Origin of the sequence: Streptomyces sp. NPDC015139, from assembly GCF_043079785.1 — a bacterium.
Taxonomy (GTDB): domain Bacteria; phylum Actinomycetota; class Actinomycetes; order Streptomycetales; family Streptomycetaceae; genus Streptomyces; species Streptomyces albidocamelliae.
In genome coordinates this window covers 109,009-133,582 of the sequence record NZ_JBIBUW010000009.1, presented here as the reverse complement: position 1 = coordinate 133,582, position 24,574 = coordinate 109,009, and the positions used below count along the sequence as shown (strand labels likewise).

The window sequence follows — 24,574 nt, the reverse complement described above, 5'->3', positions numbered from 1 at the left end:
AGAAGCGCGGACCCCGTGCCCGCCCGGGTGCGGAGCCCTGTGGATGAGGTGGGTATGGCAGAGCGGATGGGTCTGGAGAGCGAAGGCGGGTGTTGCGGCATACCGGATGCCGACGAGCCGCCGACCGAGCGGCCGGCGACGGCCGGCCCGGTGACGACTCCTGAGGTGCCGCCGACCGAGCCCTCGACCGGCATCGACGTACTGCCGACCACCGACCCGACGACGGCAGCCGCGCTGTCCGCCTCGGCCGGGCCGCCGACGCCTGCCGTGCCTTCGTCGCGAACCGACCTGCCGCCGACCGGGCCGGTGGCCGCCGTCGGCCCACTGCCGATGCCGGACCCCGAGACGACGGCCGCGTCTTCGGCGCCGACGGCCGGGCTGCCGCCGACGGCCGAGACGATGGCGGGGGCCGGGCCGGTGGAGGCGGCCGAGTCCCTTGGCCGACGTCGCCCTGTCGCGGAGGGGCGAGGCGATGACGGTGGCCGAGCCGTCGGCCATGGCCGGGCCGGTGGTGACGGGACCGGCTCCGACACCGACCGACCTGCCGGCGACCGAGCCGGTGACCACCGTTGACCCGGTGCCGACCACCGCGTCGGCGACGGCGGCCGGCCCGTCGGCCTCGGCCGGGTCGATGACGGCGGCCGACCCGGTACCGACCACCGAGCCCCTGCCGGTCGCTCAGGCGATCGCGGCCGTGCTGTCCGGTGGCGGCGGTTGCATAGCCGAGGCGCGTCACCTGGCCGCCGGGTTCCTGGCCGAGGTCGCTGCCGGGGGTCGTACCGTCTCCGAGCGGAGCGTGCATCTCATCCAGCTCGTCGTCAGCGAACTGGTCACCAACGCCTGCAAGTACGCGCCCGGCCCGGTGCTGCTGAAGCTCCGTGTGTCGGGGGACACGGTGGAGGTGGAGGTGTGGGACGGCGATCCCGTGCTGCCCACCGCGCGGGTGGCGGACCCCGGGCGGGTCGGCCAGCACGGGCTGGAGATCGTCAAGGCCGTCGCCCTGGCGCTCGGCGCGGAGCGGGCGGCGACGGGCAAGCGGGTCACCGCGACGATCGCCCTGGATCCGGATTCCGAATCCGGGGGGCATGCCTGCGGCGAGCCGGGGTAGACGCGGGAGCGTCGGCCGGGGAGCCGACGACGACAGACAGGGCCGATCGACCGGGTGGGGCGCATGATGGCGACGACGACCGTGCAGAGCACTGAGCAGAACGTGGACGTTCCGGCGATAGCGGACCCGTCCAAGGTCGCTCCCCGGGACGCGCGGGCGCTGTCCAAGGTGTTCTTCGACCAGCTCGCGGTGCTGGAGGAGGGGACGCCCGAGTTCCAGTACGCGCGCAACACGCTGATCGAGATGAACATGTCCCTCGTCCGTTTCGCGGCGGCGCGGTTCCGCAGCCGGGGTGCGGAGGAGATGGAGGACATCGTCCAGGTCGGCATGATCGGTCTGATCAAGGCGATCGACCGGTTCGAGCTGTCCCGTGAGGTGGAGTTCACCTCCTTCGCGGTGCCGTACATCGTGGGCGAGATCAAGCGGTTCTTCCGCGACACGTCCTGGGCCGTGCACGTGCCCCGGCGCCTGCAGGAGGCCCGCGTCCAGCTGGCCCGCGCCAACGAGGAGCTGCGCAGCCGGCTCGGCCGTACCCCCACGGTCAAGGAACTGTCCGAGCTGATGAGCCTTCCGGAGGACGAGGTCGTCGAGGCCCAGCTCGCCTCCAACGGCTACAAGTCGGCGTCCCTGGACGCGGCGATCAGCGGCAGCGAGGACGGTGAGGCGGCACTGGCCGACTTCATCGGCGACGAGGACGCGGCACTCGGACTGGTCGAGGACTTCCACGCCCTCGCACCGATGATCGCCGAACTCGGCGAACGCGACCGCAGGATCATCCACTGGCGCTTCGTCGAGGAGCTCACCCAGGCCGAGATCGGCGAACGTCTCGGCGTCTCCCAGATGCACGTCTCCCGCCTGATCTCCCGCCTCCTGGCCCGCCTGCGCGAGGGAATGCTCAGCGCGGACTGACAGCGTGCCGGGAGCGGACGCGGAACGGCCGGATCCACCGGATCCGGCCGTTCGTCACGTGTGTCCCGGAGGAGCGGCGACGTGGCGCCGCCCCTCCCGGGGGCCCTACTCCCGGGGCGGCTTGACCGCGATGTCGAGGTAGAAGGTGTCGATGCTGCGGACGGCCGCCTCGAAGTCCTCCAGGTTCACCGGCTTGGTGACGTAGGCGTTGGCGTGGTGCCGGTAGGCGCCGGTGACGTCGTCGGGCGCGGCGGACGTGGTCAGGACGACCACCGGAATGGTCCGCAGATCGGCGTCCTCCTTGACCACGGCGAGGAATTCGCGTCCGTTCATGCGCGGCATGTTGAGGTCGAGCACGATGAGGTCGGGGCGCTCGTTGTCCGGGTCGCGCAGGTACTCCAGGGCGGCGATGCCGTCGGAGACCTGAGTGAGGTTCCGGGTACCGCGCTCGGCGAGGGCGTCCTGGATGAGCATGGCGTCGGCGACGTCGTCTTCGACCAGCAGGACGTCGTAGGGGCGTATTGCGGCGGCAGCCATGGGTCACGAGCTCCGGGGTTCGGGCGAGGTCGGGGAAGGTGTGCGGTTGCTGATCAGCCCGGGCCAGCGGCGTCGGGCTCCTTGACGGCTCATGTTCACGGCCCGGCCGATCTCGGGGTATCCGGCTCCGCTCGCGGCCGCGGCGCGGGCCGCCTGGTCCTCCAGGTGCCGCACCGCCTGCTTGACGCCCCGAAGGACGCGCAGGCGCAGGAGCGCCCGTCGCCGGGCGTCGGCTACCGTGCCCGCGGGCGGGTGGTGGGCGTCCCGGGCGAGTCGCCGGGTGAGCTCCTCCACCACCTGGGTCACCAGCGCGGCCGTTTCCCCGTGCGAAGGCGAGGGGGAAGGGCGACCGGGCATGGCGTCACCCTACGGCGTCGATCGGTGACGAGACAACATGCGTTGTCCGTCCCTGGGTACAGTGTGCTTGCCACATGACAACAGCGGCCGACTCGTCGAGGGAAGAATGCAGAGCGCGATACAGACCGAGCCGTCCGCCACGGCCGCGTTCTCCGGCTGGACCACCCGGCGCTGGCTGCGGACCGGGGTCGCCGGCACCCTGCTCGTCCTGGCGGTCCTCGGGTCACTGGGCGGCTGGGCCATGTGGCGTACGTCCCAGATCACGACCCAGCTGGTCGACCGGCGCTCGCCGGCGCTGATCGACGCCATGCGGGTGGAACAGGCGCTCGTCAACCAGGAGACGGGCATCCGCGGCTACGGACTGTCGGGCCGCTCGGACTTCCTCCAGCCGTACGCGGAGGGCGTGTCCGACGAGAAGGCCGCCCTGCGCCGGCTGCGGCCCCTGGTCGAGGGTGACGCCCGGGCCCGCGCCGACCTGGCCACCGTGGAGGAGCTGGCCGGCACCTGGCAGAAGCGCATCGCCGAGCCCGTCTCGGCCGCGCCCGCCCAGGAGGCGATCGCGCTGTCCACCCGGCGGGCCGCCGAGGGCAAGTCCGAGTTCGACGCGCTGCGCGGCGCGATGACCCGGCAGCAGGCCCACCTGCAGAACGAGCGGGAGCAGGCCGCGCGCGACCTGCGGCGGGCGGTGACCCTGCGGAACTGGATGTTCGCCGGCATCGCCGTGGTCATCGCCCTCGTCGCCGTGCTCGTCTTCGAGGGGCTGCGCCGCGGTGTCACCGGCCCGCTCGCCCAGCTGGGCACGGCCGCCCGTGAGGTGGCCCGGGGCCGTTTCGACCGCTCCCTCGCCGGCACCGGCCCCGCCGACCTGCGGCAGCTGGCCTCCGACGTGGACTCGATGCGCCGACGGCTGGTGGAGGAGCTCCAGTTCAGTGAGGCGGCCCGGCGTCTGCTGGACGAGCAGGCGGAGGACCTCAAGCGGTCGAACACGGAACTGGAGCAGTTCGCCTACGTCGCCAGCCACGACCTCCAGGAGCCGCTGCGCAAGGTGTCCAGCTTCACCCAGCTCCTCCAGCGGCGCTACGGCGGACAGCTGGACGACAAGGCGGACCAGTACATCGCGTTCGCCGTCGACGGCGCCAACCGCATGCAGCTCCTGATCAACGACCTGCTGGCCTTCTCGCGGGTCGGCCGGGTGCACAACGACCACCAGACGGTGGACCTCGAAGGCGTGCTGAACCGGACGCTGGACGCGCTGAGCGTGGCCGTCGAGGAGAGCGGGGCCGAGATCACCCACGACCCGTTGCCCACGGTCGTCGGGGACAGCACCCAGCTGGGCATGCTGTGGCAGAACCTGCTGTCCAACGCGATCAAGTTCCGCAGCCCGGACCGCCCGCCCCGGATCCACATCGGCGCCGTGTCCGACGACGGCGTCTGGGAGTTCACGGTCACCGACAACGGCATCGGCATCGCACCGGAGTTCCAGGAGAAGGTGTTCGTCCTCTTCCAGCGGCTGCACACCAAGGACGCCTATCCGGGCACGGGCATCGGCCTCGCGATGTGCAAGAAGGTCGTCGAGTTCCACGGCGGCACGATCGGGATCGACCCCGACTACAAGCTGGGCACCCGAGTCGTCCTCACCCTGCCCGCCGTCGGGCCCGCGCCCGCCGCCGAGAGAGAGGCGCAGTCGTGACCGGCCGGGCGCCGGTTCGCGCGGAGCGGTTCCGCATCCTGCTGGTCGAGGACGACGACGGAGACGCCCTCCTGGTCGAGGAACTCCTCTACGACACCGACATGCCGCACGCCCTGACGCGCTGCCGCACGGCCGCCGACGCGCGGAGGGCGCTCGCGTCGCACCCCGTCGACTGCGTCCTGCTCGACCTGCACCTGCCCGACGCGTCCGGCGTGGAGACGGTCCAGGCCATCCAGGCCGCCACCCGTGCCGCCATCATCGTGCTGACCGGCCTCGACGAACCCCGCGCCGGAGTCGACGCCCTCGCCGCCGGCGCCCAGGACTACCTCATCAAGGGCAAGGTCGACCCCGACCTGATGCAACGCGCCGTCCGCTACGCCGTCCAGCGAAAGCAGGCCGAGCGCGCCAACGCGGACCTCCAGATCGGGCGCCTGCGCGCCGAGGAGAACGCCCGTCTGGAACGCGGTCTGCTGCCGGAACCGCTGCTCTCGCCCGGCGCCGTCACCGCCTCCAGCCGCTACTACCCCGGCCGGGCGCAGGCTCTCCTCGGCGGTGACTTCCTCGATGTCGTCCAGACCGACGACGGACAGGTCCACGCCGTCATCGGAGATGTCAGCGGCCACGGCCCGGACGCCGCCGCGCTCGGTGTCTGCCTGCGCATAGCCTGGCGTGCCCTGACGCTCGGTGGCCACCGCGACCAGCATCTGCTGCACCTCCTGGAACAGATCCACATCGCCGAACGCACGGGCAGCGACCTGTTCGCGACCTGTACCCTCATCACCCTCGATCCGGGTGCGCGCACCCTCAAACTGCACCTGGCCGGGCACCACGAGCCCCTCCTCGTCACCCCCGACGAGACCCGGGAGATCGCCGCCGCGCACGGAGTCGCCCTCGGTATCGCGCCCGGTCTCGGCAAGTGGCCCGCGACCACCCTCGCGCTGCCCGCCCGGGGCGCGCTCATCGCCTACACCGACGGCCTCGTCGAAGGTTTCGCCGACAGCACCGGCGCCCGGCTCGGCGTGGAGGGCCTGCTGCGCATCATCGACGGCATCCGCACCCCGGACCCCGGCATCCACCTGGACCGGCTGATCGCCGGCACCCGCACCCTGAACGCCGACCGGCACACCGACGACCTCGCCGTCCTCCGCCTCGACTGGAACGCCGGCCTGCCCGGCTCCGACGGCCCGCGGCCCTGAGGCGCAGCCCCGTCCGGCAAGGGGACCGGTAACCGCTTCGCCCGGGACGGGTGAGACATGGCCGCTGTCCGGGTACGCGTGTGTCAGCCGTGACTCCGCGTCGTAGGAGCAACCACATGCTCAGATGAGCGATCTTCACCGCAAAATGTGCCGTATGCGGCTTGTTGGCGGACGATGAGGGAACCCGGACCCACGTCAACCGCCGTCATCCGGCCGGTCCGCCGGCGTAGCGGCGGCTGTCCACTACTACCGGGGAGAGATCGTGACAGTGCGCCTCGGGGCAGAAGAAGAATTCCATGTCCTCGACGTCGAGAGCGGGCGGCTCGTCCCGCGGGCCGCCGAACTGCTCGGCCGCTTCGACAGGCCCGGCCTCACCAGCGAACTCCAGCGGTCGGTCGTGGAGAGCAACAGCGGCGTGCACGACACCCTCGACGGTCTGTGGACGGACCTCGCCTCCACCCGGCGCCGCCTGGACGCGGCCGCTTCCACGGCGGGCCTCGCGGTCGTCGCCGCGGGAACCGTCCCGCTGGCCGGTCTCGGCTCCCGGGACGTCACCGCCGATCCCCGCTATCAGCGGATGGCCGACGACTACCGGCGCGTCGCCGACGAACAGCTCATCTGCAGCGCTCAGATACACGTGGACGTCCCCGACCGGGACACCGCCGTCCGCGCGATGTGCCTGGTGTCGCCCTGGTTGCCGCCACTGCTGGCCCTCTCCGCCAGCTCACCGTTCTGGCTGGGGACGGACACCGGGTACGCCAGCTGGCGGACCATGCTGTGGCAGCGGTGGCCGACTGCCGGACCGGCGGGCTGTCACCGGGACGCCGCCGACTACGACGAGGCGGTCGCGGAACTGATCCGGTCGGGTGTCATCAGCGACGCCGGCATGATCTACCACGACGTCCGGCCCTCGGCCCACCAGAACACCCTGGAACTGCGGATCTGCGACGCCTGCCCCCGCGTGGAGACCGTGGTGCTGGTCGCGGGCCTCTTCCGGGCCCTGGTGCGCGAGGCCTGCGAGCAGCTGGAACACGCCGACGGTCCCGTCTGCGACGGCCGCCACGACTGGCTGCGGGCGGCTGCCTGGCGGGCGGCTCGATCGGGCCTCGAAGGACATCTGGTCGACCCCGTCACCCGGTACGGGGCGCCGGCGCCGGACGTCCTGACGGGCATGCTGGCCAGGCTGCGCCCCGCGCTGGAGGCGGCCGGCGACTGGGAGACCGTGCACGGCCTGCTGGAGGAGGCGCTGGCCACCGGTACCGCGGCGCACCGGCTGCGCCGTGCCGCCCAGGCCGAGGACCTCCTCGCCAGCGTCGACCTCGTGGTGGCCGAGACCCGCGGCGAACGCCCGGCCTCGCGCCCCGCGGGCGGCCGGCGGCCCGCCACCGCACGGCTGGACGCCCTCGCCGCCCACCGGCACCCCGGCAGGCCCCCGGCCCCGACCCCGAGCGCGTGATCGGACCGCCCCGCCCGCGATCGGCGGGCGGGCCGGCCGCGCGGCCGAAACCGCCGCCCACCGTCGTCCGAAAAAGGAGTGCGACAAGCTCATGCTCATCCCACAGGACCCCCCGATTCCCGAGCACCCATCGCCGGGGCACCCGGCCCGCACCGGGCCGCCCGGCCGGCAGCTCCGCCGCAACGGACGTACGGCCCGCACCGTACGGTCCTCAGCCCGGGAGAAGGGGATCCTCTGATGTGCGGACTCAGCGGAGAGATACGGTTCGACGGCGAGCGGCCGGACATGGCGGCGGTGGAACGGATGACCGACCGCCTCGCGCCGCGCGGCCCCGACGGACGCGGCCTCTGGTCCCAGGGACCGGTGGCCCTCGGCCATCGCCGGCTGAAGATCATCGACCTGTCGGAGAGCGGCGCCCAGCCCATGGCGGACCCCCGCGAGAAAATTGCCGGCGTCTTCAACGGCTGCGTGTACAACTACCGTGAGCTGCGGGACGAACTCCGCGCGCTCGGCCACACGTTCTACTCCGACTCCGACACCGAGGTCGTGCTCAAGGCCTACCTGCAGTGGGGCACCGACTGCGTCGATCACTTCCTCGGCATGTTCGCCTTCGCGATCGCGGAACTGGACACCGGCCGCCTGGTGCTGGCCCGGGACCGGCTCGGCATCAAGCCGCTCTACCTGGTGCACACGCTCGACCGGCTGCGGTTCGCCTCCTCCCTGCCCGCCCTCCTGGCGGGCGGCGACGTCGACACCTCCCTCGACCCCGTCGCCCTGCACCAGTACTTCAGCTGGCACGCGACCGTCGCCGCACCGCACACCGTCCTGAACGGCGTCCGCAAGCTCCCCCCGGCCACCGTCCGCGTCATCGAGCGGGACGGCACCTTCCGCGACCACCGCTACTGGCAGCCGCCGTACACGCGCCGCCCGGAGCACGCCGGTCTGAACGCCGAGGACTGGACGGACGCGGTGCTGGAGGCGCTGCGGACCGCCGTGCGCCGCCGCATGGTGGCCGACGTGCCCGTGGGGGTGCTGCTCTCCGGCGGACTGGACTCCAGCCTCATCGTCGCCCTGCTCGCCGACGAGGGGCAGCACGACCTCGCCACCTTCAGCGTCGGTTTCGAGTCCGAGGGGGGCGAGGAGGGCGACGAGTTCCCCTACTCCGACCTGGTGGCCCGCCACTTCGCCACCAGCCACCACCAGCTGATGGTGCCCTCCGACCGGGTGTCGGGAGCCCTGGAGTCGGCGGTGCTGGCCATGAGCGAGCCGATGATGAGCCACGACGTGGTCGCCTTCCACCTGCTGTCCGAACAGGTCGCCAAGGAGGTCAAGGTCGTCCAGAGCGGCCAGGGCGCCGACGAGGTGTTCGCGGGCTACAGCTGGTACCCGGCGATGGCCGACGTGCCCCGGGAGCGGGCCGCGCAGGCCTACATCGACACCTACTTCGACCGCTCCCACGCCGACCTCGCCCGCATCCTGGAACCGGAGATGCTGGCCGAGCGGGACGTCTCCGCCGAGTTCGTGCACGCCCACATGGCGGCCGCCGGCGCCGACACGGCGCTCGACGCGGACCTGCGGCTGGACACGCACGTGATGATGGTCGACGACCCCGTCAAACGCGTGGACAACATGACCATGGACTGGGGCCTGGAGGCCCGGGTGCCCTTCCTCGACCACGAACTGGTCGAGCTGGCGGCCGCCTGCCCGCCGGAACTGAAGCTGGCCGACGGCGGAAAGGGCGTCCTGAAGGCCGCCGGACGCAAGGTCCTCCCGCGAGAGGTCGTCGACCGGCCCAAGGGCTACTTCCCGGTCCCGGCGATCAAGCACATGGCGGGCCCGGTACTGCAACGGGTCCGCGAGGCGCTCACCGCCCCGGAAGCCGCCAAGCGGGGCGTCTTCCGCCAGGACCACATCGACGAACTGCTCGCGGCACCGAACGCGCACCGCACCCGGCGAGGAGCGAACACACTGTGGCAGGTAGCGCTGTTGGAGACATGGCTGCAGACACACGGCATCCGCTGACCACCGGTCCGCGCCCGGACACCGGGGCACCGCCGCCGCACACCGACGCCGCGGCGACGGGCGGCGGCGGCACGGCGGCCGCCGCCCTCACGGCACTCGCCGAGGCCGGCACGACGGCGGCCGCGACCGCGGCCCGCGCGGCGCCGGAGCCCGTGCTCCTCGCCGACGCCTCGGTCCCGTACGACGTACCGCAGCGGCTCGCCGCGCACAGCTGCTGGTATCCGTCCGTGGATCCCGGCGGACGGAACGTCGCCTTCATCTGCGACCGCACCGGTGTGCCGCAGCTGTGGACCGGCCCGGTGGACGGCGACGAGCCCCGGCTCCTCGACGCCGACCCCGACCCGGTCACGGAGGTCTCCTGGTCGCCGGACGGCCGGTGGATCGCCTACACCACGGCCCCCGGCGGCGGGGAACTCACCCGGGTCCTCTGCGTGCGCCCCGACGGCACCGGAAGGCGGCTCCTGGCCGGGGGTGAACCCGGCGCGTCGGCCTACCTCGGCTGCTGGACCCATGACGGTTCCGCCGTCGCGGTCACCGTCACCGAACCCGCGCCCGCCGGCGACGTCCGGGCCCGACCCGACGGGCCCCCGCCGACCACCGACCTGCCCGCCCCCGCCCACACCGGCCGCTGGGCCGGCCGCGACGGCCAGGCGGTGCTGCTGGGCGGCAGGCCGCTCACCACCGCCGCCGACCAGGAGACGGAGCGGACCGTGGTCCAGGCCGACCACACCGCGCAGACGCGCGAGGCCGCCCCGCGAGCGCTGGCCGTCTACCTCGTCGACCCGGAGGGCACGAGCGCACCGGAACTGGTCGCCGGCGAGGCGGGGGCACCGACGCTGCGCGCATGCGCCCTGACCCGCGACGGCAGGCTCGCCCTGCTGCGCCGGGGGCCGCGCGGACGCCGCGAGGCCGTCGTCCTCAGGCGCCGGGACCGCACGGTGACCGGCACCGTCCGGGCGGCCGACGGCGACCCCTGGATCGGGGGCTTCTCCCCGGACGGCCGGACCCTCTGGCTGCGCAGCGACACCCACCGTGAGTTCGCCGCGCTGCTGGAGGTCCGGCTCGGTGCACGGGGGGAGTGGCTGGGACAGCGCGTGGCCGCGGGACGTCCGGACTGCGACCTCGAACTGCTGGGCCTGCACCGGGACGGGCAGCACGCCGTACTGTCCTGGAACCGGCACGGTGTCAGCGACCTGGAGATCACCGCCCTGTCCGCACGCGCGCCGCTTGAGTTCGGCACGGACCTCCGCGAGCCGCCCGCCGACGGCTCCCCGGACGACACCTCGCGCGGTGTCCCGCTGCCGCACGAGGTGGTCACCCGCGTCGTACCGACCGCCGACCCGGACGGCCCCGTGGTGGCCCTGTCCGGCTCGCGGCGCAGGCCCGGCGTGTGGTGGCTGCCGCACGGCACGGCCCTGCGCACCCCCTGGTCCTCGCGCGACCAGGACGCGGTCCTCGCCGCCGGCCATCCGCCCGTACGGCCCTTTCCCCTGCACCCCACCGCCCGGGACGGGCTCGCCCTGGGCGGCTGGTACTACCGCGCGCCGGGTCGTTCCCCGGACGAGGGCGCCCCGTGCGTGCTGCATCTGCACGGCGGCCCGGAGGAACAGGAACGCCCCGTCCTCCAGCCGCTCTACCACGAACTCCTCGAACGCGGCCTGGACGTCTTCGCCCCCGACGTCCGCGGCTCCTCCGGCCACGGCCGCTCCTTCGTCGACGCGGACCTCGGCACCGGTCGGTTCGCCGCGATCGAGGACGTGGCCGACTGCGCGGCCCACGTCGTGGTGGCGGGCCTGGCCGATCCGCAGCGCCTCGCGGTGATGGGCCGCTCGTACGGCGGCTACCTCACGATGGCCTCCCTCGTCTGGCATCCCGAGCTGTTCCGCACCGGGGTCGCCGTCTGCGGGATGTCGGACCTGTCCACCTTCTTCGTCGGCACCGAACCGTGGATCGCCGAGTCGGCCGCGCACAAGTACGGGCATCCGGAACGCGATGCCGACCTGCTGCGGGCCCTGTCACCCATGAGCCGTATCGACGCCCTGCGCGTCCCCGTGCTCGCCGTGCACGGCGAGCACGACACCAACGTGCCGGTGGGGGAGTCGCGGCAGTTCGTCCGGGCGGCGAGGGAGCGCGGTCTGGACGCCGAACTCCTCATGCTGCGCGAGGAGGGCCACGACTTCCGCCGCGCGGACAACCGCCGCCTCTTCCGCCGCAGCGCCGCCGACTGGATCCAGCGCCATCTGACGAGATAGGTATCGCCGGGCCGACCTCGCGCCCGATCGTCCCTTCCTGTCCAGGCGGCCGCCGGGACCACAGGGGTGAACAGTCGTCTCATCGCCGAGCCATTTGGAGGTGCTGCAGTAGCGCCTGCCCGAGCGGCCTCCGAGGCTGGAGCGGGAGGAACGCGCCGTACGCCGTGCGGCGACCGGGCTGCTGGGAGGATTGTGTGACCGCTTCGTCGCCCGCCACTGATGTACCGCCGGCCAGCTACGACGACCTGCGCGCCCTGGTGATCAACTGCACGTTGAAGCCCTCGCCGGAGCCGAGCAACACGCAGGGGCTCGTCGAGCGCAGCACCGCCGTCATGAGCGGTCAAGGAGTGCACGTCGACGTGGTGCGCGCCGCGGACCACGACATCGCGACCGGTGTGTGGCCCGACATGAGGGAGCACGGCCGGCAGACGGATGCCTGGCCGGATCTGTACCGGCAGGTGATGGCGGCCGACATCCTCGTGCTGGCCGGTCCCATCTGGCTGGGCGACAACAGCTCCGTGATGAAGCGGGTGATCGAACGTCTCTACGCCTGCTCCAGCCTGCTCAACGAGGACGGCCAGTACGCCTACTACGGCCGTGTCGGCGGCTGTTTGATCACTGGAAACGAGGACGGCGTCAAACACTGCGCCATGAATGTCCTCTACAGCTTGCAGCACCTGGGTTACACCATCCCGCCGCAGGCGGACGCCGGCTGGATCGGCGAAGCGGGCCCCGGTCCGTCGTACCTCGATCCCGGCTCGGGCGGCCCGGAGAACGACTTCACCAACCGCAACACCACCTTCATGACCTGGAACCTGCTGCACCTGGCGCGGGCGCTGAAGGACCTCGGCGGCATCCCGGCCTACGGCAACCAGCGCACCGCCTGGGACGCCGGCTGCCGCCATGACCAAGAAAACCCCGAGCACCGGTAGCAAGATGCCCAGGCACGCCCTGTCCGACAGTGCCGTTTTCGGGCCCGAGACGGCGATCACCGGCGGGCTCTTCGCCGCGTCCGCAGTGGCCTGCGCGACCCGACCCCATCGCTGCTGCAAGGCGGGCCCCGGCGACGGCAGCAGACCCCTCCCAGGACCTGGCCTCCTACCGTGACGACCGATGGGGACGAAGCGTACGGCCTCGACGACGACCCCTACGCGCTGGCCCTGCGGCCCGGCAGCAGACCGGTGTTCCTGCGCCTTGCCGACGGCCGCCGGCTCCCGATGCCGGTGAACCGCTGGCACGACGGGCCCACGGCGGACGACATGACCGTGCTGGAACGCTGCGTCGGTCCCGTTCTCGATGTCGGGTGCGGGCCGGGCCGGCTGTGCGGAGAACTGCTGTGCCGGAAAGTCTTCGCCCTCGGCGTCGACATCGCGCCCCTAGCCGTCGCTCTGACCAGCGCACGGGGCGGCCTCGCGCTCCAGCGATCAGTCTTCGACCGGCTGCCGGCAGAGCGAGCCTGGCAGACGGTCCTCCTCATCGACGGCAACATCGGCATCGGAGGGAACCCGCGCAGTCTGCTCCGTCGTTGCCGCGGGCTCATCGCCCCGACGGGGCGGCTCGTCGTAGAGGTCGACTCTCAGGACGTCGACGAGGTGTGCACCGCCCGGTTGGAGGACCAGCGGGGCCGTAGCGGGCCGACGTTCGCCTGGGCGCGGATCGGAGGCCGCGCGCTCGGCTTGATCGCCAAGGATCTCGCCCTCAGTGTCACCGACCAGTGGGCGAGCGGAGAGCGGCGCTTTGCGACCCTGACCCACCAGAGATCGACCCCCGACCGCTTCCCGCCACGATGACCACAGGACTGGCTGGGCTCGTCACCGTCGCTCCCGCGGTCGGGGCCAGAGCCCAGGCGCCCGTAGAGCGGTGGTGAGCCGGCCGGGCAGTCGATCCCTGACTGCCCCGGCTGATCGACGAGAGCCATCACTTCTTCGACCTGACTGCAGGTAAGCCTGAAGATCAGGCGCAGAGCGCGAATGATGTCAGGGAACCGAAGCCTCCGAATCTCTTCGACCGAACCACAGGGCGATCTGTGTGCGGGAGCGAAGACCCAGCTTGTCGCGCACCCTGTCCAGGTGTGTGGCGACCGTATGCGCCGAAAGCCCGAGATCATCAGCGATCTGCCGGTTGGTCAGCCCCTTCGCGACGAGTTCCACCACCATGAACTCCCTGGCGGTCAGCTGCCACCGCTCGTCGCCGATCCTGATGGTGTCCGGCCCCCGCCGGACCTGCTCACCGCTCCCTGTCCGCAGGGCGTAGGCGACGAGCCGGTCCCCGCGCAGCTTGCGAGCGCCGACGACCGCGGCCTCCCGCGCCGCCGTTGGCAGCAGGGTCCGGGCACGGGCCGCCGCCTGCTCGACCCTGCGCCGCCACGACGCCTCGGGCTCGGTGTCCAGCCGGCGTCGCGCCTGCGTGCTCGCCTCGCACAACCGCAGAGCGCGCTGCATGTCACCGCTCTCCGTGGCCACCAGCGCCAGGCCCTCGACGGGGTACAGAGCGTGAAAGCTCCCCCCGGGGGCGATGCGCAGCACTTCGGCGAAGAGGGCCTCGGCGCTCTCCAGTTGCCGCAGAGCCAGTCGTACGGCGCCCGCAGTGTGCAGCGCGGCCGCGGCCCGGGGCCAGGGCGCCTGCACCCTGAGCACCGGAAGACAGTCCGCCATCAGCTCGTCGGCCTCGCGCTCCCCGCCCGCCTGGAGCAGCGCCCAGGCCAGGTGCTGGGTGCACCACGCGACGTCCTCGGGCGAGCCGAGCGGGGCGACGACGTCCAGGCACGCACGCAGATCCGTGACGGCCTCGCCGAATGCGCCGAGACACAGCCACGCCGCGGCCCTGGCGTCGAGCGCGTTGGCGAGTCCAGCGGGCACGTGACGCCGCCGCTCCAGGCTCACCGCCCGCTCACCCAGGGACATTGCTCGGTGCGGGTCGGCCTGCTGGGCGGCCACGCGTGCGGCGAGCGCGGCCACCTCCCCGCCCAGTGCCCGACCGCCGGTTTCCCGCAGCAGTCCGCTCAGCAGTGCGCCCGCGGCCGACGGTTGCTCCTGCTGGTAGTGCACCCGGGCCAGCTCCAGGGTCAGCCGTACCCGCGCGGCCTCGCCCTGGCCGGTGGCGTGGGCCGGCACCGAGGCAAGGTTGTCCCGTTCCGCCGTCAGCGGGCTGCTCGCCTGGTCGGCGAACACATCCCCACAATCTCTCTCGGCCATGTCGTGGAGCCACGCGAGGGCGCTGCGCAGGGTGGGGCCCAACTCGCCGGATGCGCGCAGACGTTCCATGGCGTAGGCGCGGATGACACCGAGCTGCCGGAAGCGGGTGGGCGCCGCGTCCCCCGGCAGTCGTACGACCAGTGACTTCTCCTCGAGCGCGCACAGGAGGGGCAAAACCTCTCGCGGCCCGATGCCGCCGCCGGCGCACACCGAGCGCGCCGCGGCCAGATCGAACCCTCCGACAAGGACCGCGAGACGCCGGAAGACGGCCTGTTCCGCCGGATCCAGTAGCTGGTGGCTCCAGTCGACGGCGGTGGCGAGCCCGCTGTGCCGCCGGGGCCCGGTCCTGCTGCCACCGGCCAGGAGGTCCAGCTGGGACAACTGGTCGTCCAGGCCCGCGAGGATGTCGCCCGGCGCGAGGGTGCCGATGTGGCCGGCCGCGAGTTCCACGGCGAGGGTCAGGCCGTCCAGCCGTCTGCAGATCTCCGCGACCAGCCGGCCGTTGTTCCTGTCCAGCGCGAACCCGGGCGAGCGGCGCGCGGCGCGTTCCACGAACAGCCGCACCGCGTCTGCCCGCAGCAGGGCCGTCACGTCGTCCCCGGCGTCCGCCGGCGGCAGGGACAGCTCGCCGACCCGGAACACGGTCTCCCCGGGCACCCGCAATGCCTCACGGCTCGTGGCCAGGATCCGCAGCCGGGGGCAGCGGCCCAGCAGGGTCAGGACCAGCCGGGCGCACGGCTCGGCGAGGTGCTCGCAGTTGTCCAGAAGCAGCAGCCGAGAGGCGTCACCGATGGCACGGACCAAGAGGTCGACCCCGGTTTGGCCGGCCCGTTCGCCCACGCCCAGCGCGGCGGCCACGGACTGCGTCAGAGTTGCGCCGTCCTGCAGCGAGCCGAGCTCCACCAGGTCGAGCCGGGCGTACCGGCTCGACAACCCTCTGGCGAATTCCAGCGCCAGCCGTGTCTTGCCCACACCGCCCGCCCCCGTCAGCGTGAGCAGCCGTGTGCTGCTGAGCAGCGCGCGCAGGCCCGACAGCTCCCGCCGTCGGCCGACGAAGGAGTCGAGCGCCGGCGGCAGAGCGCGGTCACGGGTTGCCACGGTCGCCACAACGGGTGCCACGGTGGGCGCCGCAACCGACGCGGCACCCTGGGTACGGACGGTGTCCCGCGCTGCCGTCCGCCGCCGGAGCGCCCGTTGCCGGCAGGCGTTGGAACAGTACCGAGCCGGCCGGCCGCCCTGCGGCCTGGTGATCAGGGTCGTACCGCATACCTCGCACGTTCGACTCCGGCTCATCCCCGATTCCTGGCCGCACGTTCTTGTGCCGAAACCCTGCGCGGCGAGTGGGCGGTGCGCGCGGCGGCCGGAACCGTCCCAGGGCCGCCCGGCCACCGCTCCCGGAGGACCGTCAGGGTGTGGCGCTGGGGTCGATCCCGAGTACGACGGTCCCGGTCACGCCCTTGCTCAGGTCGCTGCCCGTCTGGGTGAGGGTCAACAGGGTGGCCGAACCGCCGTTGCGGTAGATGCCGTCCCTCGCGTTGAGCGTGCGCGTGGCCGTGTTGTTCCGGTAGGGGGACAGGGCGGCGACCCTGGTGTTGTACGCCTCCGAGAAGTAGAGCTGGCCGGTGTGGGATACACGGCCTCCGTGATAGGTCCCGTTGGAGACGGTGCCGCCGGCGTGCGTCTTGACGTGGATGTGGAGGGCCCGGCCGACGTACCACCCCGGGTAGACGGTGGTGAATTCCGCGACCCCGGACGCGTCGGTCAGCTGCACACCGCGCAGGAAGGTCGTGTCGGGAGTGGATCCGCCGGCGACGTAGCCGGAGTAGATGCCCAGCGCGTCACAGTGCCAGATGTCGACGGCCGTGTCGGGCAGCGTGGCGCACGTGGTGCTGTCTATGACCGTGACGCGCAGGGTCAGCGGAACGCCGGCCTTGCCCTCGGTGATGTCCTTGCGGACCCGTTCCAGGTCCAGGTAGTAGGGGCCCTCGGTCTGCTCGGGCGTGAGGACGCACGCCGCGGCGAGCGGGGGAGCGGGCCGGTCCGCGCTCCGGGGCGCCGCGGCCGCGGGCTGCGTGGCGGCGAGTCCCAGTGCGGCCACGCCCAGCGTGGCGCCGCCGAGGGCGGCGATGACGGACCTACGGGTGGCGCCGGCCGGGCTCTCGGCCGGCTCGTCGGCGCGCTGCGGGTCCGTGGCGTTGTGGTGGGGGGCATCAGTCATGCAGCGACCATGGCGCGCACGACGTTCCACCGGATCGCTCGGACGAGCGACGAGATCGGATGCGTTACGAAACCCGTGCGGGTCCTCCCGCCGGACCTCGGAAAAGCCGCGCCTCCTCAGGAACGGGCGAGGCAGGATGAGGTGTGCCGACCTGATGCTGAGCATCTTCGCAGCGGCACGAAATAGGGAGTTCCCCGCCCGCACGCCCAGATCGCGCATGTCGTCGTGCCAGTCGCCGGTGGGCCGCCAAGTGTGCGGGGTGGCAAAGGTCGTCGGCGAGGGCGCGCGAGTATACGCAGCTCAAGTCGCGTGAGCAGTAAGCGAGGTCACGGCCGGTCTCCGGTGTAGATCATTTGGACGCTGGGAAGCCTCGTTCCGCTTTTCGATTCAACTTACGTATCGAAAACATGAGTTCGAGTCGAGCGGGCGGTACCTCTCCTTCGAGGCGGGCGACCCGCTGCCCTTGCTCGGACACGACCGGCCGACCATCCCGGTCGGTCAATTCCGTTGTGAGGCAGTCAGCTTGAGGGGAGACCGGTGTGAATGCTCGAGTCGTGGGCGAGGGTCCGGAGACATTCGTCCACAGCGTGATCCCGGCGCCGCCGGGCGCCCAACACCAGTCGGCGGAGGCGGGGAAGGCATTGGCCCGCCTCATTGAGAACCGCACTCGTGGGTGCACGGACGAGTACCGGCACCAGCAGAACGCCGCTCGGCAGCGGCTGGACGCGCTCCGCCTGCCCGGTTCCGGTACCACGCTGCCTGTGGAGGGCGCCCTTCGTCTGGCGCCGCGCGCGTTCCTCCCGCCGGACGAGGAGGGCCACGCCAGGCTGCGGCGGCTCGATGCCAGACTGCGCCTGATCGCCGAGGCCTTCCCCCAGGTCACCAGCGATACCGAGCTCTGCCGACTGACCTGCGCGATGCTGGAAGCGGCTTGGCGGAGCCGGGCGCTCGCCCCGTCGCGCGAGGAGGAGCGGACAGCCGTCTGCGACTGCTCCCTGTGCCGTCGGCTGCCCACGCCGCCCGAGCGCACGCTGGACGACTACGGCTGGCGGCAGAGCGCCGGTCGTCCCCTCACCGTCAAGACGTGGCCGTACCACGCGGAACTCGACAGCGTGCTGACCGGTGGCTGGGTTCTGGCCCGGCAGCTGAACGACCTGGAGCGGGACCTCGGCCACCGTCATCGCTTCGAGGACGACATCCTGCTCTTCCACGAGTACAAGCGCGTGATCGACACCATAGACACCACGCACCTCACCCAACTCATCGAGGGCCGTCTGGCCGAGGATTTCAGCATCAACACCGCACGGGCCCTGGTCTGCGGACTCTACGCCGCCCACAAGCGCTCCGTGGACGAGTACTGGCTCCGGCAGCATCACGCGGGCAACGTCGTACTGCCCCAGACCAATCCGCTCGGCCGGAGCAGTTACTCGCTCCTCCAGATGATGGACTGCCTGTTCTGGCACGTTGCGCCCGACACCGAACTCTGGCAGGAGGAACACCTCGCCTCCCTGCTGCTGTGCCGCGTCGTGGACGACATGGTCGACGTACGAGCCGATGCCCTCACCGGCGAGATCAGCAACTTCTGGCTCGCCGACATGCCCTCCCACACCAAGGCCCTCTACGCGGCCAGCGCCATCGCCCTCATCAAGTACGGCTGCACGCCCGAGGCGCATCAACCGATGTGGAACACCTGGCTGATGCCCAGCACCATCGTCTGGTTGGGGCTCACCGGCCGGCACGCCCTGTGGTTCGACGGCATCACCCAGGACCTCCCCCCGGCCCAGGACTGCCCGCTGTGCGACCTTCAGCCTGACGCCTGCACCGGCATCCTCACCCACGGCACCAGCCTCACCATCGCCCCGCGGCCCACCGCACCGGCGCTGAGCCCCCGGACCGCCGAGTTGTCCGCACGCTGCCGGGCCCAACACCCCGAGACATGGCCCCTCTTCGACGCCGAGCTCCATGCCTTCGAGGCACTGCACGGCCCCTGGTACGGCAACGTCGACTGCGCCTGGGAAATACTGCGCCGCACGTACATCGCCGCCGTGGAGGCGTCCCACGCCGCGCCGTCCACGGCCCGCGCCCGTGAAATCCAGGAGGACTCCGGCGCCGTCGGAGCCGAGTTCTTCCACGCCCTGCACGACCCGCAGACCGGGCGGGAGGACGTGGCGCTGCTCGCCTACATGTTCGGCTGCGCCCACCCGCACTTCCTCTGGAACGCCATGGGACACCGTCCCTCGGATCTCGCGGGCGACTGGCTCGACGGCTGACGCCTCGAACCGACGACGCCGCCCCGGCCGGGGCAGCGTCGTCCGAAGGGACCTGCCTACACCTCGAACTCGACCGGCAGGCTGTCCAGCAGGGTCATCCACGTGGACGCGGTCGAGCTGAGCTCCTCGGCCGGCACGGCCAGGCGCAGGCCCGGCAGCCGGTGCAGCAGGACGTCCACCGCGATCTCGACGATGGACGTCCCGATGCTCTGCCCGGGGCACTCGTGCGGGCCCGCGCCGAACGCCAGGTGCGACTGGTTGCCGTGCACCGAGACACCCGGGTCGGGCCGGACCTCGGGGTCGACGTTGCCTGCGCCCAGACCGAGCACGAGCAGGTCTCCCTCCTCGATGCGGTGCCCACCCAGTTCGATGTCGCTGGCGGCGAAGCGCCCCGGCAGGACGGCGAGCGGCGGGGAGTTCCACATGGCCTCCTCCATCACCGCCGTGATGTTCAGCTGACCGCTGATCAGCCCGGAGAACCGGGAGGCGTCGGTCAGCATGAGTTCCAGCACCCGGGCCAGCAGGCTGGTCGTCACGTGCGCGGCGATCAGCACCGCGCGCAGGTGGGCCACGACCTCGTCGTGGTCGAGCCCCGCGTGGTGCTCCAGGAGACTGGTGGCGAGGTCGGAGCCGGGCTCGGAGCGTCTGCGCTCTGCGAGATCACCGAAGATCTCCCGGATCACGCCGTCGTGCAGGACGGCGTCCTCGCCGCCCTTCATCACCTGCGCGCAGGACTCGACCAGGCGACGCCCCTGCGCCTCGGTGAGCCCCAGGACGCGGGCCGTCACAAGCATCGGCAGCAAGTCGGCGTAGTCCGCCACCAGATCGGCGCGGCCGGCGTCCGCGAACGCGTCGATCTGCTTGTTGGCGAAGTGTGTGGCGTGACGGCGGATACCGCGGTTGGCGGCGGACTGGAGCCCGTCGCTGACCGCACCGCGCAGTCGGCGGTGCGCCTCGCCGTCCTGGGACACACAGTCGGGACGCCAGGCGAGCATCGGGACCAGTGGGGAGTTGTCCGCGACCCGCCCCTCCCGCCAGTGCCGCCAGATCCGTCCGTCCCGGGCGAACTGGCGGGGGTTGTCCAGCACTCGCCGGCTGTCCCGGTACCCCAGGACCAGCCAGGCGGGGATGTCGCCCTCGAGCAGCACCGGCGCGACCGAGCCGTGCTCCTTGCGCAGCCGCTCGTAGATGCCGCGCGGGTCGGTCGCCGCCTCGGGCCCGTACAGTCGGACCAGCTCTGCCGACCCGTGCGCGACCGGGCAGCCGCGAGGGGCGTCGGGACGGCCGGGGTTCTGGTCGTTCATCGGGACTCCAAGACGACGGCAGCGCGGTCTTTCAAGTGACGCATCAGGGTGATCAGCACATCACGGCTGGAGGCCCGGTCGCGGGCGTCGCAGACCACGATCGGGGTGTGGGGGGAGATGTCCAGGGCGTCCCTTATCTCCTCGATGGGGTGTTCCCTGGAGTCGGGGAAGACATTGAGGGCGATGACGAACGGCACCTCCAGCCGCTCCATCTCCTCGATCGCCCGGAAGCTGGAGGCGAGGCGGCGGGTGTCCACCAGCACGACCGCGCCGAGCGCGCCTTTGCACAGTCCGTTCCACAGGAACCAGAAACGTTCCTGCCCGGGGGTGCCGAACAGGTACAGTCTCAGGCTGTCGCTGATGCTGATCTTGCCGAAGTCGAGGCTGACGGTGGTCTCCGTCTTCTCCGCGACCCCGATCAGATGGTCGACGCCGGCGCTCGCCTGGGTGAGGGTCTCCTCCGTGGTGAGCGGCTTGATGTCGCTCACCGAGCGGACCATGGTGGTCTTGCCGGTGCCGAACCCGCCGGCGATCATCACCTTCACCGAGCGGGTGCCACCGGTCTCCGGCCCGCCTGGGTGGTCAAAGCCTTTGCAGTCCACTGAGTACCTCCTCAAGGAGCGCGAGGTCGGGCCCGCGGCCGGCGTCGTGCACCGGAATGGGGTCACGGGCTTCGACGCGACCTGCCTCGAGCAGATCCGCCAGCAGCACCGCGAGGATGTTGAAGGGCAATCCGAGGTGGGCGCCGAGTTCGGCCACCGACAAGGGATCGCGGCAGCGCCGGAGAATCTCCTCGTGCTCGTGCTGCATTCCAGGGACGGGGGCCGCGCGGGATGCGATGAGGGTCGCCACGTCAAGGCTCGACGCCGAACCGCCCGGTCCGCTGCGCCCCTTGGTGAGGACGTAGTAGCGCTCGAGACCGGACGGGTCCGTGGGCCGACGGGGAGCACTCATCCAGAGTGCTCCTCCAGGCGTGGGGTGGTCCCGAGCAGCTCACCCATTCTGCGCGCCAAGTCCCTCATCTGATGTCCGAGCAGCCCCTGGTCGAGGCCCTCGCGGGCGAGGACGCCGAGATAGGTCTCCATCCCGGCCCGCACGACGAACAGGTGGCCGCCGTCGACCTCGATCATCGCCAGCCGCAACTGCCCCGCGTAGTGGGGGAACTGTTCGGCGACCGGCTGGGCCAGCGCCTGGAGCCCGGCCACCACCGCGGCGAAGCGGTCGACGTCGTCGGGGTCTTCGGCGCCGTAGGCGGTGATGGCCTTGCCGTCGCTGGAGGCCACCAGGGCGAAGCGGATCTCCGGTATGGACTCCACCAGATCGCGGAGCGCCCAGCTCACGTCGGTTCCCTGCTGCGTCATTCGGACTTGTCGCTTTCTTCGGCGTGATGCTCGGGGGACTCGCGTCCGGCGGTGGCGTCGGCGGGTTCCCGGCCCGCCGTGGCGAAGGCGGCCAGCCCGGCGAAGGACTCGTCCGGTGGGACGGCCGCGGCCGCGGTCCACTCGCTGCGTTCGATGCGATCGGCCGGCTCGTGGCGGGCCGCCTCGCTTCGTCTGCTGCGGCGTCGTGGCAGACCCCCAGGGGTGGTCTCGACGTCGTCACCCGCGAGCGTCGGCAGATCGGCCGACGCGGTGGTGACGGCGGCGCGGGACGCGGGCTCCGGCGCGGTCCGGGCTGCCGGGGTGGCCGCAACGGTGGCCGCGGCGGACGCAGGAACCTGGCTGAAGTACTTGTGCGGGACCACGACGACCACCGAGGTGCCGAGCCACGGTGAGTCGGCGTAGGTGACACGGATGCCGTAACGGCGGGCCAGGGAGCCGACGACCCGCAGACCGATGCTGGCATCCTCCGAGATGCCACCGAGGCCGGCGCCGGGCGCGGTACCGGCCAGGACGTGCTCGACCTCGCGTTTCTTCTCATCGCTCAGGCCCTTGCCGGAGTCCTGGATCTCGATGCCGACGCCGTTGGGCACCTCCTTGCCGGAGACGACCACCGGTTCGGTGGGCGGCGAATAGCGGGCCGCGTTGTCCAGGAGGTGGGCGAAGATCAGCGTGAGGTGATCCACCAGCGCGCCGTCGACGCCCAGTTCGGGCAGTTGTCGGACCTCGACGCGGTGGAAGTCCTTGATCCGGCCGATACCGCCGCGGACCACGCCGAGCAGCCGCTGCGGCTCCTGCCACTGGCGGCCGGGCCGGTCCGTGCCGCCGAGCACACCGACGCTGGCGGCCAGGCAGTCGGCGGGGCCGACCGCCTGGTCCAGCTCCATCAGTCCGCGCGCCACGGACGGCATCCGTCCGTGCTCGCCCTGCATCTCGTGCAGGCGTCCGCGTAGCTTGCTGGTGAGCACGTGGATTCGGTTGCCGATACTGATCACGGCCTGTTCGGCGGAGGTGGAGCGGTTGAACTCGGCCTCAACACCGATCAGCGAGGTCCGCAGGACCTTGCGCAGCTCGGCCTGGAGCTCGGCACTGACCTTGTCGTTCTGGCCGGTGGTCGGCAGCAGGTCGTCGACGGCGTCGCCGGCACGCAACCGCTGCAGTGCCCCTGGTAGTTGCTCACGGGCGAGCCGGGCGACCGCCTCGTGCTGCTGGGTCAGCCGCTCCTCGAACACCTCGGCCTGGTCGGCAAGCCGCGCCTCGTAGGACTGGGCCTGTCCGGCCAGTCGCTCCTCGAAGGTCCGCTTCTGCTCGGCGAGTTGTACCTGGAAGGCGCCGGTCTGCTCGACGCGGTGGCTCTCCATGGCGGCACGCTCGCCGTCCAGGGCAACCCGTTCGGCCGCTAACTTGCGCTCCAAGCCCGCCACATGCTGTTGCCACTGCAGGGTCTGCTCGGCCTGCTGGGCGCGGAACCCGGCCTCGGCGCGGCCGAGTTGCGCCCGGGTGCGGAGCAGGAGCCGAACGCACACGGTGCCGGCCGCGGTGGCCGCTGCGCCGGCGACAGCGAGGGTTATTCGCTCGGAGCTCATGAATGTCGCGGCTACCGTCCCGCCTCCCAAGGCCAGTGGCATCATCCACCAGCTGTACCAGGCGACGGGAGGCCGCGCCGCCGGAGGCGGGGAGGCGAGTTCCATCTGCATCCTTCGAACCAACACGATCGAACAGGGGGGCGTGCACGGGACCGCACTCATGAGTACGCACCACGAGACCATCGGTGGTGACCGGGCCAACTCGCGGCGCTAGAAAGGAGCTTATAGGGCTCGGGGGCAAAAGGATCAACCATCCCGGTCCACGGAGGTGAGGGTTCCGTCACTCTCCGACAGGATCGGTCCGCATGGGACCGGGACATTTGCCGGACAGCTGTCTTGGCACAAGCTTCCTGTTGCTCGCCGTTCCACTCAGGCTGCTCACCGCACTGCGCTTGATCTGCAACCACCCGGGCCCACCACTGAAAGAGGTCTCCGACACGCACGTTCCGGAGGTCGCCGCGGTCCGGCGCACCGCCGGCGCCACTGGCCGACACTTCGAGGAGCTGCTCACCGGCGGCACCGTCCACACGACCCACCCGTGACGACCTGTACGGCGAGGAGGCCCTGCTGGCCTTCGTCACCGAGCAGGCTCCGGCCCCACCCCAGGCGGTGATCACCGCGCTCACCGGACTCCTCGAAGGGTTCGGCGACGGCCTGGACGACGAGACCGCCCTGCTCGCCCTGGGCGTACCCGCCCACCAATCCGCCACCCGCCCGGCAACGAATCACTCATGATGACTCCGCTGAAGATCACTCACCGCGCCGCCGCCACCGGGCCCGTGCTGACCGTGGCCGGCGAACTCGACTACGAGCAGGCCGCCACCCTGCGCCGGCAGGTCGAACACGTCGTCCTCAACCCGGGGGAGAGCCTGACCCTGGACCTGTCCGGCCTGGAGTTCTGCGACTCCACCGGCATCACGGAACTCCTGGCCGCACGGCAACGTGCCCTGGCCGCGGGCGCCGACGTCGTCCTGGCCGACGTCCCGCCGAGCCTGCTGCGCACCCTCACCATCGTCGGCCTCGACCAGATCTTCACCTTCCGCACCGGCGGCGATCCCCCCGGCCCCTGACGGACGCCGGCGCCGCACGGCCGCGG

At 71.8% G+C, this 24,574-nt stretch carries 21 protein-coding genes; 11 read left to right on the top strand and 10 right to left on the bottom strand.

Going from position 1 to position 24,574, the window contains the following annotated elements; genetic code table 11:
- The first annotated feature begins 436 nt into the window (after window positions 1-436).
- Together ACF08B_RS24535 and ACF08B_RS24530 are read left to right on the top strand one after the other, a co-directional pair.
- Window positions 437-1,108 carry an ATP-binding protein gene (locus ACF08B_RS24535; RefSeq protein WP_392319377.1) on the top strand — a complete coding sequence of 224 codons (672 nt, stop codon included), beginning with the start codon at window positions 437-439 and terminating at the stop codon, window positions 1,106-1,108.
- Between the two features lie 66 nt (window positions 1,109-1,174).
- Window positions 1,175-2,017: an RNA polymerase sigma factor SigF gene (locus tag ACF08B_RS24530; RefSeq protein ID WP_392319543.1), complete on the top strand. Its 843-nt coding sequence runs from the start codon at window positions 1,175-1,177 to the stop codon at window positions 2,015-2,017.
- A 105-nt stretch (window positions 2,018-2,122) separates the two neighbouring features.
- On the opposite strand, the gene ACF08B_RS24525 is transcribed toward ACF08B_RS24530, so the two are convergent.
- Together ACF08B_RS24525 and ACF08B_RS24520 are read right to left on the bottom strand one after the other, a co-directional pair.
- On the bottom strand, window positions 2,123-2,554 hold the full coding sequence (locus tag ACF08B_RS24525) for a response regulator (RefSeq protein WP_093472051.1): 432 nt from the start codon (window positions 2,552-2,554) through the stop codon (window positions 2,123-2,125).
- A gap of 3 nt (window positions 2,555-2,557) precedes the next feature.
- Window positions 2,558-2,911, bottom strand: a complete 354-nt coding sequence (locus ACF08B_RS24520; RefSeq protein ID WP_392319376.1) for a hypothetical protein — start codon at window positions 2,909-2,911, stop codon at window positions 2,558-2,560.
- A gap of 106 nt (window positions 2,912-3,017) precedes the next feature.
- On the opposite strand from ACF08B_RS24520, the gene ACF08B_RS24515 reads away from it, so the two are divergent.
- The 7 genes from ACF08B_RS24515 to ACF08B_RS24485 all read left to right on the top strand — a co-directional run bounded on the left by ACF08B_RS24515 (window position 3,018) and on the right by ACF08B_RS24485 (window position 13,317).
- Window positions 3,018-4,601: an ATP-binding protein gene (locus ACF08B_RS24515; RefSeq protein ID WP_392319375.1), complete on the top strand. Its 1,584-nt coding sequence runs from the start codon at window positions 3,018-3,020 to the stop codon at window positions 4,599-4,601.
- Window positions 4,598-5,797 (top strand): PP2C family protein-serine/threonine phosphatase, encoded by a 1,200-nt coding sequence (locus ACF08B_RS24510; RefSeq protein ID WP_392319374.1) that lies wholly within the window; start codon window positions 4,598-4,600, stop codon window positions 5,795-5,797. The genes ACF08B_RS24515 and ACF08B_RS24510 overlap by 4 nt, the downstream gene beginning before the upstream one ends.
- Window positions 5,798-6,059: 262 nt before the next feature.
- Window positions 6,060-7,253, top strand: a complete 1,194-nt coding sequence (locus ACF08B_RS24505; protein ID WP_392319373.1) for a glutamate--cysteine ligase — start codon at window positions 6,060-6,062, stop codon at window positions 7,251-7,253.
- Window positions 7,254-7,490: 237 nt separating this feature from the next.
- The gene (locus ACF08B_RS24500; protein WP_392319372.1) at window positions 7,491-9,275 is read left to right on the top strand and encodes an N-acetylglutaminylglutamine amidotransferase; all 1,785 of its coding nucleotides are present in this window, start codon (window positions 7,491-7,493) and stop codon (window positions 9,273-9,275) included.
- On the top strand, window positions 9,248-11,527 hold the full coding sequence (locus ACF08B_RS24495) for a S9 family peptidase (protein ID WP_392319371.1): 2,280 nt from the start codon (window positions 9,248-9,250) through the stop codon (window positions 11,525-11,527). Before ACF08B_RS24500 ends, ACF08B_RS24495 begins: the two co-directional genes overlap by 28 nt.
- A gap of 194 nt (window positions 11,528-11,721) precedes the next feature.
- Window positions 11,722-12,459 carry a flavodoxin family protein gene (locus ACF08B_RS24490; RefSeq protein ID WP_392319370.1) on the top strand — a complete coding sequence of 246 codons (738 nt, stop codon included), beginning with the start codon at window positions 11,722-11,724 and terminating at the stop codon, window positions 12,457-12,459.
- A 171-nt stretch (window positions 12,460-12,630) separates the two neighbouring features.
- Window positions 12,631-13,317, top strand: a complete 687-nt coding sequence (locus tag ACF08B_RS24485; RefSeq protein ID WP_392319369.1) for a class I SAM-dependent methyltransferase — start codon at window positions 12,631-12,633, stop codon at window positions 13,315-13,317.
- Window positions 13,318-13,503: 186 nt separating this feature from the next.
- Here ACF08B_RS24485 and ACF08B_RS24480 read toward each other — a convergent pair whose 3' ends face one another.
- Together ACF08B_RS24480 and ACF08B_RS24475 are read right to left on the bottom strand one after the other, a co-directional pair.
- Window positions 13,504-15,819 (bottom strand): ATP-binding protein, encoded by a 2,316-nt coding sequence (locus ACF08B_RS24480; protein WP_392319368.1) that lies wholly within the window; start codon window positions 15,817-15,819, stop codon window positions 13,504-13,506.
- Between the two features lie 307 nt (window positions 15,820-16,126).
- The gene (locus tag ACF08B_RS24475) at window positions 16,127-16,939 is read right to left on the bottom strand and encodes an intradiol ring-cleavage dioxygenase (protein WP_392319367.1); all 813 of its coding nucleotides are present in this window, start codon (window positions 16,937-16,939) and stop codon (window positions 16,127-16,129) included.
- 554 nt (window positions 16,940-17,493) lie between these two features.
- Here ACF08B_RS24475 and ACF08B_RS24470 point away from each other — a divergent pair.
- Window positions 17,494-19,209, top strand: a complete 1,716-nt coding sequence (locus ACF08B_RS24470) for a hypothetical protein (protein ID WP_392319366.1) — start codon at window positions 17,494-17,496, stop codon at window positions 19,207-19,209.
- Between the two features lie 56 nt (window positions 19,210-19,265).
- On the opposite strand, the gene ACF08B_RS24465 is transcribed toward ACF08B_RS24470, so the two are convergent.
- The 6 genes from ACF08B_RS24465 to ACF08B_RS24440 form a co-directional block, all read right to left on the bottom strand.
- Entirely contained in the window at window positions 19,266-20,513 is a 1,248-nt protein-coding gene (locus tag ACF08B_RS24465) for a cytochrome P450 (RefSeq protein WP_392319365.1), read from the bottom strand.
- On the bottom strand, window positions 20,510-21,115 hold the full coding sequence (locus ACF08B_RS24460; protein ID WP_392319364.1) for an ATP/GTP-binding protein: 606 nt from the start codon (window positions 21,113-21,115) through the stop codon (window positions 20,510-20,512). The genes ACF08B_RS24465 and ACF08B_RS24460 overlap by 4 nt, the downstream gene beginning before the upstream one ends.
- A complete protein-coding gene (locus ACF08B_RS24455; protein WP_392319363.1) occupies window positions 21,096-21,467 on the bottom strand; it encodes a DUF742 domain-containing protein in 372 nt (123 codons plus the stop codon). Before ACF08B_RS24455 ends, ACF08B_RS24460 begins: the two co-directional genes overlap by 20 nt.
- Window positions 21,464-21,874, bottom strand: a complete 411-nt coding sequence (locus tag ACF08B_RS24450) for a roadblock/LC7 domain-containing protein (protein WP_392319362.1) — start codon at window positions 21,872-21,874, stop codon at window positions 21,464-21,466. The genes ACF08B_RS24455 and ACF08B_RS24450 overlap by 4 nt, the downstream gene beginning before the upstream one ends.
- Entirely contained in the window at window positions 21,871-23,583 is a 1,713-nt protein-coding gene (locus ACF08B_RS24445; RefSeq protein ID WP_392319361.1) for a sensor histidine kinase, read from the bottom strand. Before ACF08B_RS24445 ends, ACF08B_RS24450 begins: the two co-directional genes overlap by 4 nt.
- A 402-nt stretch (window positions 23,584-23,985) precedes the next feature.
- Complete coding sequence (locus tag ACF08B_RS24440; RefSeq protein ID WP_392319360.1) at window positions 23,986-24,177, bottom strand: hypothetical protein; 192 nt, start codon at window positions 24,175-24,177, stop codon at window positions 23,986-23,988.
- A 32-nt stretch (window positions 24,178-24,209) separates the two neighbouring features.
- Between ACF08B_RS24440 and ACF08B_RS24435 the strand changes: the two genes are divergently transcribed.
- Window positions 24,210-24,548 carry an STAS domain-containing protein gene (locus tag ACF08B_RS24435; protein WP_392319359.1) on the top strand — a complete coding sequence of 113 codons (339 nt, stop codon included), beginning with the start codon at window positions 24,210-24,212 and terminating at the stop codon, window positions 24,546-24,548.
- Window positions 24,549-24,574 lie beyond the last annotated feature (26 nt).

What these genes read in the sequence shown, in the direction of transcription:
- ACF08B_RS24530 (WP_392319543.1), top strand. Translation starts at nt 1,175, where the DNA reads ATGGCGACGACGACCGTGCAGAGCACTGAGCAGAACGTGGACGTTCCG.
- ACF08B_RS24525 (WP_093472051.1), bottom strand. Translation starts at nt 2,554, where the DNA reads ATGGCTGCCGCCGCAATACGCCCCTACGACGTCCTGCTGGTCGAAGAC.
- ACF08B_RS24520 (WP_392319376.1), bottom strand. Translation starts at nt 2,911, where the DNA reads ATGCCCGGTCGCCCTTCCCCCTCGCCTTCGCACGGGGAAACGGCCGCG.
- ACF08B_RS24515 (WP_392319375.1), top strand. Translation starts at nt 3,018, where the DNA reads ATGCAGAGCGCGATACAGACCGAGCCGTCCGCCACGGCCGCGTTCTCC.
- ACF08B_RS24500 (WP_392319372.1), top strand. Translation starts at nt 7,491, where the DNA reads ATGTGCGGACTCAGCGGAGAGATACGGTTCGACGGCGAGCGGCCGGAC.
- ACF08B_RS24495 (WP_392319371.1), top strand. Translation starts at nt 9,248, where the DNA reads ATGGCTGCAGACACACGGCATCCGCTGACCACCGGTCCGCGCCCGGAC.
- ACF08B_RS24475 (WP_392319367.1), bottom strand. Translation starts at nt 16,939, where the DNA reads ATGACTGATGCCCCCCACCACAACGCCACGGACCCGCAGCGCGCCGAC.
- ACF08B_RS24465 (WP_392319365.1), bottom strand. Translation starts at nt 20,513, where the DNA reads ATGAACGACCAGAACCCCGGCCGTCCCGACGCCCCTCGCGGCTGCCCG.
- ACF08B_RS24455 (WP_392319363.1), bottom strand. Translation starts at nt 21,467, where the DNA reads ATGAGTGCTCCCCGTCGGCCCACGGACCCGTCCGGTCTCGAGCGCTAC.
- ACF08B_RS24450 (WP_392319362.1), bottom strand. Translation starts at nt 21,874, where the DNA reads ATGACGCAGCAGGGAACCGACGTGAGCTGGGCGCTCCGCGATCTGGTG.
- ACF08B_RS24445 (WP_392319361.1), bottom strand. Translation starts at nt 23,583, where the DNA reads ATGGAACTCGCCTCCCCGCCTCCGGCGGCGCGGCCTCCCGTCGCCTGG.
- ACF08B_RS24435 (WP_392319359.1), top strand. Translation starts at nt 24,210, where the DNA reads ATGATGACTCCGCTGAAGATCACTCACCGCGCCGCCGCCACCGGGCCC.